The sequence below is a fragment of the Rhodococcus sp. 06-462-5 genome (assembly GCF_002258315.1).
Classification (GTDB): Bacteria; Actinomycetota; Actinomycetes; order Mycobacteriales; family Mycobacteriaceae; genus Rhodococcoides.
In genome coordinates, this window is the sequence record NZ_NOYD01000013.1 from 80,670 (window position 1) to 93,188 (window position 12,519).

Sequence of the window (12,519 nt, forward strand, 5' to 3'; positions counted from 1 at the left end):
TTATGCTACGGGCCGAGCGGGCGTGAACTCAAAACGGGTCGCCTGTGGTCCTACCGGAGTTCCTTGCGCGTCATGCGGGTGGACACCACACCCATCGCCGCGATCGCGCCGACCACACCGGCCAGCGCGATGACCAAGCCCACTCCGGCACTCGGCTGCAGCACAGCGATCAGTGCCGTCGCGAGGGCGAGCACGGCGACAGCCGCACCGAGGGCTCGAAAGGCCAAGCGTCCGAGTGAGAACTCGCGGTCGGTCACACCGATCGGACCCAGTTCTCCAGCAGCGCGGCCCCGGCGTCACCGGACTTCTCGGGGTGGAACTGGGTGGCCGAGAGCGCGCCGTTCTCGACAGCGGCGAGGAACCGGCCGCCGTGATCGGCCCAGGTGAGCAACGGGGCGGCGATGGTGTCGCTGGGTTCGAGCTCCCACTGCTGCGCGGCGTAGGAGTGGACGAAGTAGAACCGGGTCTCGGGATCGATGCCGTCGAAGAGCACGCTCTTCTCCGGTGCTTCGACGGTGTTCCACCCCATGTGGGGCAGCACCTCGGCCTGCAGACGCTCGACCGTGCCCGGCCACTCCCCGCACCCGTCCGCTTCGACACCGAACTCGACCCCGCGGTCGAAGAGGATCTGCATTCCGACACAGATGCCCAGGACGGGGCGTCCGCCGGCCAGGCGTCGACCGATGATGCGTTCGCCCTTCACCGCCAGCAGACCTTCCATGCAGGCAGCGAACGCACCGACACCGGGAACGACCAGAGCTTCTGCATTCAGGGCCTCGTCGAAGTCCGAGGTCACGGTCACATCGGCACCGACCCGGGCGAGAGCCCGCTTCGCCGAGTGCAGATTGCCCGAGCCGTAATCGAGCAACACCACAGAAGTCATGCGGGAAGTCTATCGGGGCGTGGTCTGGCGACGAGCGCCACCGCCGCGACGACGACCACCGTGGCAGCGGCTGCGGTGAATCCCGCGGTGTAACCCACACTCGTCGCCAGGACACCGAGGGCGAGTGCGCCCGCCCCGGTACCCGCGTCGAAGCTGATGTTCCAGACGGCGCTGGCGCTGCTGTAGCGGGCGGGGCCGGCTGCGTCGAACGCCATCACGAGACTGTCGTTCTGGCATGCGCCGTACCCGATTCCGAACAGAACGGCTGCGACGAAGAACAGCGCCGCCGGCATACCGCCGAGCGCGGCGATCGCGAACAGAGCGATTCCGATCGCCGCCGACACCAGCGCCGGAAACACCGAACGCCCGATTCCGATTCGGTCCGCCACCGACCCTGCGGCGTAGCGCCCGACGAGCATCGAGGCACTGACAACGGCCAGTGCCAGTCCGATCATCGCGGCCCGATTCGTTTCGGCGATCGGCAACAGACTGGTGATTCCCCCGTAGGCCGCGGACACCGAAGCCACGACGAGACACGGCACCAGGAACTGCCGAACGTCGAGACGAACTCGCTCGATCCTGGGCGGCTGCGGGGCGGGCCGGGTGGGAGGCAACAGCGCCACGCCGATCAGGCCTGCTGCGGGCACCAGAGCGCCGAGCACGAACACGGCCGTCGGACTCGCCGCGAAAATCACCAGACCCAGTGGCAGCGTCACCATCTGAGCCAAGGCGACAGCGATCCCCTGCGCGCCCGTGGCTCGGCCGAGCAGCGCTGTCGGCGCGAGCTCGGCGACGATGGCGGCACCGGCGACCGTCAACATCCCGAACCCGGTACCCCGCAGCGCGGACACCGCCAGCGCCGGTACGGCCTCGACGGAGACGATGAACAGCAGCGCGGGCAACCCGAGGAGCAGACACCCGGCGGCCAGAACCGCGCGGTGGCCGACTCGCATCAGCATGCTCGGCACGAACAGCTGCGTGATCACCGTCGTGGCCATGAAGATCGCGGTGCTGGCCGCAGCCACCGCGTCCGATGCCCCCGACTGGGACACCGCGAGGGGAACCACCGGGAGCAGCAATCCCCAGCCGCCGAACGAGGCCGCGCCCATGGCCATCGCGGCCGGAAGACCACGGATGGAGCTCAGGCCACTCAACGCACGAGCGCCGATCGACCGATCACAGACTTCCCTTGGTGGACAGCACACCGGTCACGCGAGGGTCGTACTCGGTGGCCTGACGCAGTGCCCGAGCCACTGCCTTGAACTCGGCTTCGGTGATGTGATGCTGATCGCGGCCGTAGATCACCCGGACGTGCAGTGCGATCCGAGCGTTCGACGCCAGCGTCTCGAACACGTGCTTGTTGATCACCGTGGAGTACGGAACTCCCGGATAGCCGCCGATGACCGAGTGCACCATGTAGTCGGGCTCACCGGTGTGCACGCAGTACGGACGTCCGGACACGTCGACGGCCGCGTGCACGAGCGTCTCGTCCATCGGAATGAACGAGTCGCCGAACCGAGTGATGCCCGCCTTGTCGCCGAGGGCCTGACCGAGGGCCTGGCCGAGCACGATCGCGGTGTCCTCGACGGTGTGGTGCGCCTCGATCTCGATGTCGCCCTTCGCGCGCACCGTCAGGTCGAAACGAGCATGGGTGCCGAGCGCGGTGAGCATGTGGTCGTAGAACGGAACGCCGGTGGAGATGTCGACGATTCCGGTGCCGTCGAGATTCAGCTCGACCGAGATGTCGGATTCCTTGGTGGTGCGCTCGATCTTGGCGATGCGGGGAGCGGGTGTGGTCACTTCGATGCCTCTGCTGTTTCGGTCGATGCGAGTGCTGCGCTGACGGTGAGGAATCGGTCGTTCTCGTGTGCCAGTCCGATGGTGACGCGCAGATAGCCGGGGATGCCGACGTCCCGGATGAGCACGCCGTCGTCGAGGTATCGCTGCCAGGTCGCGGCCGCGTCAGCGAACCGGCCGAAGAGCAGGAAGTTGGCGTCGGACGGCACCACGTCGTAACCCTGGCGGCCGAGGGCCGCTGCCACCCGATCTCGTTCGGCGGACAGTTCGGCCACGCTCCCGAGAGTGTCCGAGGCGTGCCGCAGCGCCGCCCGCGCAGCTGCCTGCGTTACGACCGAGAGGTGATAGGGCAAGCGCACCAACAACATTGCGTCGACGACGGCCGGGGCAGCCACCAGATATCCCAACCGACCGCCGGCGAACGCGAACGCCTTGCTCATGGTTCGGCTGACCACGATCTTGCTGGGGTAACTCTCGATCAAGCCGATCGCGCTCGGCGCGGAGGAGAATTCCGCGTAGGCCTCGTCGACCACCACGATTCCCGGCGCGGCGTCGAGGATTCGGCGCAGATCCGCCTCGTCGATGCTGTGGCCCGTCGGGTTGTTGGGGCTGGTGACGAACACGACGTCGGGCTTACGTTCTTCGATCGCACCGACGGCGTAGTCGACGTCCAGAGAGAAATCTGCCCGACGCTTCGCCGGAATCCATTCGGTCTGCGTCCCGGAGGAGATGATCGGGTGCATCGAGTACGACGGCACGAAGCCCAACGCGGTACGGTCCGGTCCCCCGAAGGCCTGCAGCAACTGCTGCAGAATCTCGTTGGAGCCGTTGGCCGCCCACACATTGGCGGTGTCGACGGCGAAGCCGGTCTGCTCGGTGAGGTATCGAGCCAGGTCGGCTCGCAGCGCGTCGGCATCGCGATCCGGGTAGCGGTGCAGCTGCCCGGCGGCGAGCCGAACGGAGTCCGCCACATCGTCGATCAAGGCCTGCGTCGGCGGGTGCGGGTTTTCGTTGGTGTTCAACTGAACCGGCACGGTGAGCTGCGGCGCTCCGTACGGCGACTTGCCGATCAATGCTTCGCGCAGCGGGAGGTCGTCCAGCGAGACCGACTGTCCCAAGACATCACTCATGACGCGTCACCGGTACGCAGCCCTTCGAACCGCAGCCGCACCGCCTCGCCGTGGGCCGGCAGATCCTCGGCATTGGCCAGTGCAATGACGTGCGCTGCAACGTCTTTCAGCGCAGCCTCGCTGTAGTCCACCACGTGGATGCCGCGCAGGAACGTCTGCACACTCAGGCCGGACGAGTGCCGAGCGCATCCTGCCGTCGGCAGTACGTGATTGGAACCGGCGCAGTAGTCACCGAGGCTCACCGGCGACCACGCTCCGACGAACACGGCACCGGCGCTGCGCACCCGGGCTGCAACGTCGGACGCGTCCTTCGTCTGGATCTCGAGGTGCTCGGCGGCGTAGGCGTTGACCACGGCCAATCCCTGCGTGACGTCGTCGACCAACACGATGCCGGACTGGCTTCCGTTCAGTGCGGTGGCCACGCGCTCGGCATGCCGCGTCGATGCCATCTGTGCGTTGACGGCCTGGTCGACGGCATCGGCCAGTTCGATGCTGTCGGTGACCAACACGCTGGCCGCCATGACGTCGTGTTCGGCCTGGCTGATGAGGTCCGCTGCCACGTGAACGGGGTCCGCGGTCGCGTCGGCGAGGATCGCGATCTCGGTCGGTCCTGCCTCGGAGTCGATTCCGATGAGCGAGCGACACAGGCGCTTGGCAGCGGTGACGTAGATGTTGCCCGGGCCGGTGATCAGGTCGACCGGTGCCAACTCCCCGCCGTCGGTGTCGACGCCGCCGTAGGTGAGCAGCGCGACGCCTTGACCGCCACCGACCGCCCAGACCTCGTCCACGCCGAGCAGCTGAGCCGCAGCCAAGATCGTCGGGTGCGGCAGTCCGCCGAAGTTCTTCTGCGGCGGCGACGCGACCACCAGAGATCCGACGCCTGCGATCTGCGCGGGCACCACGTTCATCACGACCGACGACGGATACACGGCGTTGCCGCCGGGCACGTACAGGCCGACGCGATCGACAGGGATCCAGCGTTCGGTCACCGTGCCGCCGGGCACCACCTGGGTGGTGTGGTCGGTTCTACGCTGATCGGAGTGCACCAGGCGCGTTCGTTCGATGGCGACCTCCAGGGCGGCCCGAACATCGGAATCGAGCTCCGCAAGTGCCTTGACCAGCTCTTCCGGGGGCACGCGAACGCGGTCCGGCCGGACGCCGTCGAACTTCTCACTGAACTCGAGCGCAGCCTCGGTGCCGCGATCGCGGACGGCGTCAACGACGGGGCGAACCTGATGCAGCACCGAATCGACATCCACTCCGCCTCGAGGAAGTGCGCCGCGTAGTTCGGCGGTGGATGGAGTTCGTCCGCGTAGATCGACGCGGGCGAGCTCGATGCGGGCAGGCATAGTGGGCCCCTTCGTGAAGTCGGTTCGGTGCCGGGGTTCGGTCGAAACAGTGTGGTTCGAACACCCAGGATAGTTCCACCGAATTCGACTCAGCCCCGCACGTCCCACAGATGGTGGACGGGGTCGTGAATGTAGTAGGCGGCCAGTGACTCGACCGAGAAGTTCGATCCGTCGCTGCGCCGACCTGTTCGGTGCCGGTGCTCCGGCATCACAGCGGCGAAGTCGTCGGCCAGAGCGCGCGCGGCATCACCGAGTTCCGACGCCACCTTCGCAGGATTCTGCGCGTTGTAGTCCTCGGCCAGCGCGGTGGCGTCCTGGTCCCAGTTCTCGAACTCGGGATCGTCCTCGGCCAACACCAACGCCAGCCGGGTACGAAAAATGCGGTGCGCGTCACGGACGTGCGCGGCGTACTCGAGTGCGGACCACGTCGAGTCGTCGGGGCGCAGTGCTACGTCGTCGCGCCTCAGCACCGCCTCCCAACGCTCGACGTCGGCGCGGATCAGGTCCGGGATGTCGTCGTAATCGACGGCACTCGAGTCGAACCCACAGTCCGGGCACGCTCGTTCGAGAACCCAGGTCCAATTCTTGGTGTCGGGATCGATCGGCATGCCGGTCAGAATAGATCCAGGTCAGGCGTAGCGGGCAGCCAGGTTCCGCAGTGTGCTCGTGATGCCCTGCGCGTTCTTCTGCGGCATCTTGAACAGTTCGAGCACCTTGGGGACCTTGGCGGTGCCGTACTTGAAGCTCTCGGTGACCGTGGTCAGCCCCGGCTGCTTCTCCTCGAACTCCCAGCGCCAGCTGTGGCCCATCGGGTGCTGCCACTCGACGACCTTGTGCTTGTCGGCGTCGACGAACTCGGTGACGGTGCTGGTGATCTTGTAGGGCACGCCGTACTGCTTCATGCCGACGGAGAATTTCGCCCCCGTGCTGAGTCGATCGGGACCGCGGACGGTGTCCTTGACCGTGCCGGATCCATCGAGCTCACCGTGCCGGGTCGGATCGGCCACGATGGCGAACAGTTCGGATGCCGGTGCCCGCACTTCGGTCTGACGGGTGACCTGCTGCGGGCCGCTGTCGATACTTCTGATGTCTGCCATCTCGTTCTCGTACCCTGCTTTTGCCCGTTCGACACCAACAGCCGGCCCGAATCGGAGTTGACGGCCGTAGTTCAATGAACGCATGTCCTGGTCAGTGTGGCTCGCCTTTCTCGGCGCGAGCATCGTCATCAGTCTCTCCCCCGGCGCCGGTGCCATCGCGTCGATGTCCACCGGGCTCCGCTATGGCCTGCGCCGCGGATACTGGAACATCTTCGGTCTGCAGATCGGTCTGCTCCTGCAGATCGGCGTCGTCGCCGTCGGACTGGGTGCAGTCCTCGCCAGCTCGGCGCTCGCGTTCACTGCCATCAAGTGGTTCGGTGTCGCGTACCTGGTCTACCTGGGCATTCGGCAGTGGCGTGCAGCCCCGACCGACGTCGCCGACGCCCCGGCAGTGGCTGATCGCGGAACGACGATGCTGGCCCGAGGATTCCTGGTCAACGCCAGCAACCCGAAAGCCGTCGTCTTCATGGTCGCGGTGCTCCCCCAGTTCCTCGACCCGACGCGACCTCTCGTCGTTCAGTACCTGGTGATCGCCGCCACGATGGTCGCGGTCGACATGCTGGTGATGACGGGGTACACCTCACTCGCCTCGCGGGTGCTGCGCTTGATGAAATCGCAGCGCCAGCAGAAGACGATGAACCGCACGTTCGCCGGGCTGTTCTTTGCCGCCGCGACGTTCTTGGCGACCGTTCGGCGCGTGACTCCGTGAGGAAGTATCGCGTGATCATGAAGAATGCCCTCGGCGGCGATCCGATTCCACTGGGACTGTTCGACACACTCCTCGAGGCCAACACTTGGATCCAGGACGTCGGCAAGCGAGATGAGCACGAACTGGGCACCTATACGGTCGAAGTTGTCGACGAGTGAGCGGGCGGTGTCCGTGTTCGAGTGGTGACACGTTCGACGCGTGTTGCGAGCCCTATCTGCGCGGCGATGCGAGCGCGCCGACGGCGGAGAAGCTGATGCGATCGCGGTTCACTGCGTTCGCCGTCGGCGATGTGGCCTATCTTCGCGCATCGTGGCATCCCGACACCTCACCGGCCGAGCTGGAGTTGGACCCCGATCAGCGGTGGTATCGACTCGACGTTCTCGCAGCCGACGCCGGTGGGTTGTTCGACGACGCGGGAACCGTCGAGTTCCGAGCCCGGTACAAGCATCCCGACGGGGCGGGCTCGACGAATGAGCTGAGCCGCTTCGTCCGCGTGGACGGCCGGTGGCTCTACCTCGACGGGATCGTCTCGAGCTAGAGGTTGCGCAGCTTTGTCGGTCGGTTGCCCGAGGTACGACGCGCTTCCTGCTTCTCCTTGATGCGTTCGGCATCCTTGCGCACCTGAATCTGGGTGCGACGCTCGCGAACGAGCCACTGGGGCGGGCTGGCGACGAGCTCGGCGATTGCCTCTGTGGTCAGCGCTTCGGTGACACCGCCGCGGGCCAGCCCCGCAATGGACACCCCGAGCTTCTTGGCGATGACGTCGCGCGGGAAGGGGCCGTTGGTCTGCAGGTCGGTCAACCACTGCGGCGGATCGCTGCGCAGTGTGTCCAGTTCGGACCGGCTGATCATCGAGTTCTGGAATTCTTCGGGTGCTGCGGGAAGGTAGATGCCGAGCTTGTTCGCCGCGGTCAATGGCTTCATGGTCTGCTGCTTGTTCTCCGGGCTCACCGGACCAGCTTATCCGGCCGTCGGCGCTCTCGACGCCACCGTCCCTCACTGCCCTCCTCGTCCCATAGGCTCGACATCGTGAACATCGATGTGCAGACACTGCGCTGGTACGCGGCGGTGGCGCAGCAACTGCATTTCGCGCGCGCTGCTCAGTCGCTCGGAATCTCGCGGATCCGCTTGAGCAAGGCGATCGTGGAACTCGAGGAACAGCTCGGCGTCGACCTGTTCGTGCCCGGAGCATCCCCCACCGAGCTCACCGCGGAAGGCCGCGATCTGCTCGAGCGGGCGCTGGTGGACATCGCCGAGGACGATCGGCTCTCGGAACTCGCGCAGGTCGCTGCTGCCGAGCCGACGACGTTCACCATCGGATACGCCGAAGGTGTGACGCTGACGAAGTGGACACGCATCTGGGCGGATCGGTTCCCCGACGTCACGCTGTCCGTGGTGGCGACGACGCCGCAGACACAGGTGTCGGCCCTGCGCGACGGAACGGTCGATGTGAGCTTCGTTCGTCCGCCGATCGATCGTGATGGGCTCAACGCGATCGGTCTGTACCAGGAAGTGCAGGTGGTGGTGGTCCCGAAAGACCACGCCGTCGCCGCGTTCGATGCGGTCACCGCGACCGATCTCGCCGACGAGCATCTGCTCGCCGAACCAGCGACCGTGCCCGAATGGGCAGCGGTAGCAACCGAACTCGTTGCCGGGAATCGACCTGCACTGCCGCCGATGAATTCCGTTGCCGAGACGTTCGAGTACGTGGCCGCCGGGCTGGGGGTGGCGATCGTGCCGCACTCGGTCGCTCGATTCAACGCCCGCAAGGACCTCGTCTACCGCCCGGTGACCGACGTCGAGCAGTCGCAGATTGCACTGGCTTGGGTCGCCGAACGCGAGGACGACCGCATCGAGGAATTCATCGGTATCGTCCGCGGCCGCTCGACCCGCAGTTCACGCGGACCGTCGGACGAGGCACCGGTCAAGAAGAAGAAAGCGCACCCCTCCAAACCTGCTCGCCCCGTTGCCAAGACGAAGACGAACGCCCGACGCAGCGGGAAGCGTCGCTGACGTCTGCATCTCGCTCCGCCCCGAATCCATGAGAACGTGTGTTCGAGAGTTTGTCGGTGGGTCGCGGTAGATTCTGTTCATGCTTTCGGGGGACGGCGGATCAGGGGTGGACGGCATCGATACCGTGCCGGCCACCCCTGAGGTGTCCGATCCCGAATTATCTGTGTTGGTCGACCGGGTCGAGTCCGCGATCGCCGAGTTGGCGGAACAGTCGTCGGTGTCGTGGACGAATGCGGATCGGCGCGCGGTGATCCAACGGATGGAGATGCTGACCCGATCCCTGTCGGCGTATTCGTACACCTGGCTCAACGAACTCATCGGTCAGCACGGCCTCGATGTGTATCCGGGATCGGTGCCGTCGTCGGTGGCGTGGATGCTGCGGATCACCCCACGAGCAGCCGGAGCTCGGGTGCGCCTGGCTGCGGAGTTGGGTGACCGGACTGCGTTCTCGGGTGAAGTCCTGCCGCCGTTGCTGCCGCACACCGCGGAAGCGTTGCGGGCGGGGTTGCTCGATGCCAAGCATGTGCAGATGATCCGCGAATTCTTCAGGCATCTCGCCTCGAGTGTCGATCCGCAGACCCGCGATCTCGCCGAACAGCAATTGGTGACAGAGGCGAAGAAGTTCCGGCCCGACGACTTCGCGCCGGTCGTCGCGCATTTGGACTCGATCCTCAACCCCGACGGCGACCACGACGACGAAGAAGACGAGGACGGAAAGCCGAGGCCACGGAAGCGGCGGGATGCGTTCTTCTACCTCGGCGAGCAGGGTGCCGACGGTATGTCGGAAGGAAAATTCTGCGTCGACCCCGAACTACGCGCCTACCTCGAAGCCCTGTTCTCCAAAGCCGCGAAACCCGGAGTGAACAACCCCGCGGACCCGACGTCCGTCGTCCATGACGAGACCGACAGCACTTCCGGCGGCAAGGACAGCACGAGCCCCCGGGCCGCGAGCAATCGTGCGCGTCCCGATCCTGCAGCAGCCGAACCGGATTCGGCCACACCGGGTGGTATCTGCGATACCGATACCCCACCGCTACCGGAGCCGGACGACGGTCCGACGAGCGATGCGGGACTGTGGAGCGACGGACCATGCGACGGCGACGGACCTTGCGAGGGTGACGGCCGGTGCGGCGACGGCATCGACTGCGGTTGCGGCACAGGACACGAGGACACTGCCGAACCCGACGACATTGCCGACTCCGAATCCGAGACCGATACCGACGGCGACGGCGACGGCGACGGCGACGGCGAAGGTAAGGCTGCAGCACGCGACGCTGCCGCCGCGCGGGATATCCGTACCCAACGTGAACGCCATCACGACGCCCTGAAACTGGCGCTCCGTCAGACACTCGCCTCCGGCAACCTCGGCACACATCGCGGCCTGCCCGTCACCGCTATCGTCACCATGACCCTGAAAGATCTGGAAGCTGGCTGCGGTTACGCGATGACCGGCACCGGCTCCCGCGTCTCCATCCGCGACGCGATCCGCATGGCCTCCCACGCCCACCACTACCTGACGATCTTCGACGACCACGGCAGGGCGTTGTACCTCGGCCGCTCCAAACGCATCGCCTCCGCAGACCAACGCATCGTGCTCATCGCCCGAGACCGCGGCTGCAGCTTCCCCTCCTGCACCCGCCCCGCGACGTGGTGCCAAGCCCACCACGTCACCGACTGGATCGACGGCGGCACCACCGACATCGACTCCCTCACCTTCGGCTGCGACATGCACCACGCACTCGTCGGCACCGGACCAGGCAAGTGGGCGACCACCAAAACCGGAGCAGGACATCGCTATCCGGGTCGCACCCTGTGGCATCCACCGGCGGGGATGGACCCCAAGCGGCGCGGACTCATCAACCACGCCCACCACCCAGAAGAAGTCCTCTACCCACCCGACAACCACAACAACATCGTCGACCCCGGCGACGAGCAACCACGACAACCCGCCTGACGGTCCGAACCAGTCTCAGAGCACAGCCCTGCCTACACCCGCGTCGGGATCTTTCAGCGAACCGGGTGACGCTTTCGATTGTGAATCAAAACAGCTGTTCCGAGTCCCACCGACATCAACAGAAGCGGTGCGGCGATGACAAGGGAAGCGTCGATGGCCAGAAACAGAATGAGAAGCAACGCTGCTGCCAGGAAATAGACTGCTGCGAAACGTGGAGTCCACAGGACGGAGTCCATTCCCACCTCCTTGCGCGTACGAACTACGTGTCGTTACCGAAGGTAACCGAAAGGAGCCGGGAGCACTAGAGGCCCAGGCCCCGCAGTCTGTCGATTTCACGACGATCGCGCTTGGTGGGCCTGCCTGCCCCTCGATCACGCCTCGGTACGGAAGCCAGAACTTCTTTCGGTGGCGGCGGCGGACTGCGATCGATCAAGCACTCGGGAACGACCGCTGCGCCTACTCGTTTGGTGATGGCCCGCACCACGACGACGATCTTCTCGACTCCGTCGGCCCGCAGTCTGATCTCGTCGTCCGGGCCGATGCGATGCCCGGGTTTGGCGGGAGTTCCGTTGACGCGGACGTGCCCGCCGCGGCAGGCAGCAGCCGCGGCAGACCGCGTCTTGAACAACCGAACCGCCCAGATCCAACTGTCGAGGCGGACGCTCTGAACTTCCATCTTCGAAAGATTTCCTCACATTGCGAGGCTCGACTCACATGTCCAGGCCGAGATCGAGCACTGTCACCGAGTGTGTCAGACCGCCCACCGCGAGGAAGTCCACCCCCGTGCGCGCGTAGTCCCGTGCCACGTCGACGGTCAGGCCACCCGAGGATTCCAGCTTCGTTTGCGGCGCGAACGTGTCGCGGCGCTGCACCGCCATCTGCGTCTGCCACAGCGCGAAGTTGTCCAGCAGAACCAGTTCGACGTTCTCCGCCAGCACTTGGTCGAGTTGCTCGAGGCTGTCGACCTCGACCTCGCACGCGATGTCGGGAGCCGCAGCCCGCACCGCGTTCAAGGCAGCGACGACCGAACCGGCTGCCGCCACGTGATTGTCCTTGATGAGCGCGGCATCTCCCAGACCCATCCGATGATTGACGCCGCCGCCGGCACGAACGGCGTACTTCTGCAGTGAACGCAACCCCGGCAACGTCTTTCGGCTGTCTCGGATCTTGCACTCGGTGTCGGCGACCTCGGCGACCCAGCCTGCCGTCGCAGTGGCGATCCCCGAGAGGTGACAGACGATGTTGAGCATCGTGCGTTCGGCGGTGAGCAGACCCCGAGTCGGGGCATCGACCGTCAGGACGGCCTGTCCCGGTTCGACCTCGGATCCGTCCTCGATGCGATGCACGACGGAGTATCCGCCGGTTCCGATCACCTCGTCGAGAACCAGGAGACCGACATCGATTCCGGCGATCGTGCCGAAGTGACGCGAGACCACCGATGCCGTGGTGACGGCATTTTCGGGAACCGTTGCCAGCGTGGTGATGTCGGGTCCGTACCGCAGGTCCTCGTCGAGCGCGGTCCGGATCAGCGCGAGTACCTCGGCGCGATCGACGCCCGGGTTCACCTCGTTCGGGGTGTCGCTCATG

Annotated in this window: 17 protein-coding genes; 5 read left to right on the plus strand and 12 right to left on the minus strand. The window is 65.9% G+C overall.

All coding sequences use genetic code 11. From position 1 onward, the window contains the following. Positions 1-50: 50 nt before the first annotated feature. The 8 genes from CH251_RS07695 to CH251_RS07730 form a co-directional block, all read right to left on the minus strand. A complete protein-coding gene (locus tag CH251_RS07695) occupies positions 51-257 on the minus strand; it encodes a hypothetical protein (RefSeq protein WP_094612625.1) in 207 nt (68 codons plus the stop codon). Beyond that, positions 254-883 (minus strand): imidazole glycerol phosphate synthase subunit HisH, encoded by a 630-nt coding sequence (gene hisH / locus CH251_RS07700; protein ID WP_094612626.1) that lies wholly within the window; start codon positions 881-883, stop codon positions 254-256. The genes CH251_RS07695 and hisH overlap by 4 nt, the downstream gene beginning before the upstream one ends. Continuing rightward, the gene (locus CH251_RS07705) at positions 880-1,998 is read right to left on the minus strand and encodes an MFS transporter (RefSeq protein WP_094612915.1); all 1,119 of its coding nucleotides are present in this window, start codon (positions 1,996-1,998) and stop codon (positions 880-882) included. Before CH251_RS07705 ends, hisH begins: the two co-directional genes overlap by 4 nt. Before the next feature lie 61 nt (positions 1,999-2,059). After that, positions 2,060-2,683 (minus strand): imidazoleglycerol-phosphate dehydratase HisB, encoded by a 624-nt coding sequence (gene hisB, locus CH251_RS07710; protein WP_032394340.1) that lies wholly within the window; start codon positions 2,681-2,683, stop codon positions 2,060-2,062. Beyond that, a complete protein-coding gene (locus CH251_RS07715; protein ID WP_094612627.1) occupies positions 2,680-3,810 on the minus strand; it encodes a histidinol-phosphate transaminase in 1,131 nt (376 codons plus the stop codon). Before CH251_RS07715 ends, hisB begins: the two co-directional genes overlap by 4 nt. After that, positions 3,807-5,159, minus strand: a complete 1,353-nt coding sequence (gene hisD, locus CH251_RS07720; RefSeq protein ID WP_094612628.1) for a histidinol dehydrogenase — start codon at positions 5,157-5,159, stop codon at positions 3,807-3,809. Before hisD ends, CH251_RS07715 begins: the two co-directional genes overlap by 4 nt. A gap of 89 nt (positions 5,160-5,248) precedes the next feature. Further along, positions 5,249-5,767 carry a DinB family protein gene (locus tag CH251_RS07725; RefSeq protein ID WP_094612629.1) on the minus strand — a complete coding sequence of 173 codons (519 nt, stop codon included), beginning with the start codon at positions 5,765-5,767 and terminating at the stop codon, positions 5,249-5,251. Positions 5,768-5,788: 21 nt separating this feature from the next. Next, positions 5,789-6,256: an SRPBCC family protein gene (locus CH251_RS07730; protein WP_094612630.1), complete on the minus strand. Its 468-nt coding sequence runs from the start codon at positions 6,254-6,256 to the stop codon at positions 5,789-5,791. Positions 6,257-6,338: 82 nt separating this feature from the next. Here CH251_RS07730 and rhtB point away from each other — a divergent pair, with 82 nt between their 5' ends. The 3 genes from rhtB to CH251_RS07740 are packed head-to-tail and all read left to right on the plus strand — an operon-like array spanning position 6,339 to position 7,503. Continuing rightward, positions 6,339-6,965 (plus strand): homoserine/homoserine lactone efflux protein, encoded by a 627-nt coding sequence (rhtB, locus tag CH251_RS07735; protein WP_094612631.1) that lies wholly within the window; start codon positions 6,339-6,341, stop codon positions 6,963-6,965. Positions 6,966-6,976: 11 nt separating this feature from the next. Next, positions 6,977-7,123, plus strand: coding sequence for a hypothetical protein (locus CH251_RS27420; RefSeq protein WP_155292933.1), 147 nt, complete (start codon positions 6,977-6,979; stop codon positions 7,121-7,123). Beyond that, positions 7,120-7,503, plus strand: coding sequence for a YchJ family protein (locus tag CH251_RS07740; RefSeq protein ID WP_094612632.1), 384 nt, complete (start codon positions 7,120-7,122; stop codon positions 7,501-7,503). The genes CH251_RS27420 and CH251_RS07740 overlap by 4 nt, the downstream gene beginning before the upstream one ends. Here the strand turns inward: CH251_RS07740 and CH251_RS07745 are convergent. After that, on the minus strand, positions 7,500-7,916 hold the full coding sequence (locus CH251_RS07745; RefSeq protein WP_094612633.1) for a DUF5997 family protein: 417 nt from the start codon (positions 7,914-7,916) through the stop codon (positions 7,500-7,502). The two genes, CH251_RS07740 and CH251_RS07745, sit on opposite strands and share 4 nt — an antisense overlap. A gap of 78 nt (positions 7,917-7,994) precedes the next feature. Between CH251_RS07745 and CH251_RS07750 the strand changes: the two genes are divergently transcribed. Together CH251_RS07750 and CH251_RS07755 are read left to right on the plus strand one after the other, a co-directional pair. Further along, positions 7,995-8,978: a LysR family transcriptional regulator gene (locus tag CH251_RS07750; protein ID WP_094612634.1), complete on the plus strand. Its 984-nt coding sequence runs from the start codon at positions 7,995-7,997 to the stop codon at positions 8,976-8,978. 79 nt (positions 8,979-9,057) lie between these two features. Next, positions 9,058-10,932, plus strand: a complete 1,875-nt coding sequence (locus CH251_RS07755) for an HNH endonuclease signature motif containing protein (RefSeq protein WP_094612635.1) — start codon at positions 9,058-9,060, stop codon at positions 10,930-10,932. Positions 10,933-10,985: 53 nt separating this feature from the next. Here the strand turns inward: CH251_RS07755 and CH251_RS07760 are convergent, their stop codons facing one another. The 3 genes from CH251_RS07760 to nadC all read right to left on the minus strand — a co-directional run bounded on the left by CH251_RS07760 (position 10,986) and on the right by nadC (position 12,518). Next, a complete protein-coding gene (locus tag CH251_RS07760; protein ID WP_094612636.1) occupies positions 10,986-11,168 on the minus strand; it encodes a hypothetical protein in 183 nt (60 codons plus the stop codon). Positions 11,169-11,233: 65 nt separating this feature from the next. Beyond that, on the minus strand, positions 11,234-11,608 hold the full coding sequence (locus tag CH251_RS07765; protein ID WP_032394350.1) for an RNA-binding S4 domain-containing protein: 375 nt from the start codon (positions 11,606-11,608) through the stop codon (positions 11,234-11,236). 34 nt (positions 11,609-11,642) lie between these two features. After that, a complete protein-coding gene (gene nadC / locus CH251_RS07770; protein ID WP_094612637.1) occupies positions 11,643-12,518 on the minus strand; it encodes a carboxylating nicotinate-nucleotide diphosphorylase in 876 nt (291 codons plus the stop codon). Position 12,519 lies beyond the last annotated feature (1 nt).

Excerpts from the sequence above, each read along its gene's own strand:
- hisH (WP_094612626.1), bottom strand. The coding sequence starts at position 883 with ATGACTTCTGTGGTGTTGCTCGATTACGGCTCGGGCAATCTGCACTCG.
- CH251_RS07705 (WP_094612915.1), bottom strand. The coding sequence starts at position 1,998 with ATGGCCATGGGCGCGGCCTCGTTCGGCGGCTGGGGATTGCTGCTCCCG.
- CH251_RS07715 (WP_094612627.1), bottom strand. The coding sequence starts at position 3,810 with ATGAGTGATGTCTTGGGACAGTCGGTCTCGCTGGACGACCTCCCGCTG.
- hisD (WP_094612628.1), bottom strand. The coding sequence starts at position 5,159 with ATGCCTGCCCGCATCGAGCTCGCCCGCGTCGATCTACGCGGACGAACT.
- CH251_RS07725 (WP_094612629.1), bottom strand. The coding sequence starts at position 5,767 with ATGCCGATCGATCCCGACACCAAGAATTGGACCTGGGTTCTCGAACGA.
- CH251_RS07730 (WP_094612630.1), bottom strand. The coding sequence starts at position 6,256 with ATGGCAGACATCAGAAGTATCGACAGCGGCCCGCAGCAGGTCACCCGT.
- rhtB (WP_094612631.1), top strand. The coding sequence starts at position 6,339 with ATGTCCTGGTCAGTGTGGCTCGCCTTTCTCGGCGCGAGCATCGTCATC.
- CH251_RS07755 (WP_094612635.1), top strand. The coding sequence starts at position 9,058 with ATGCTTTCGGGGGACGGCGGATCAGGGGTGGACGGCATCGATACCGTG.
- CH251_RS07760 (WP_094612636.1), bottom strand. The coding sequence starts at position 11,168 with ATGGACTCCGTCCTGTGGACTCCACGTTTCGCAGCAGTCTATTTCCTG.
- CH251_RS07765 (WP_032394350.1), bottom strand. The coding sequence starts at position 11,608 with ATGGAAGTTCAGAGCGTCCGCCTCGACAGTTGGATCTGGGCGGTTCGG.
- nadC (WP_094612637.1), bottom strand. The coding sequence starts at position 12,518 with ATGAGCGACACCCCGAACGAGGTGAACCCGGGCGTCGATCGCGCCGAG.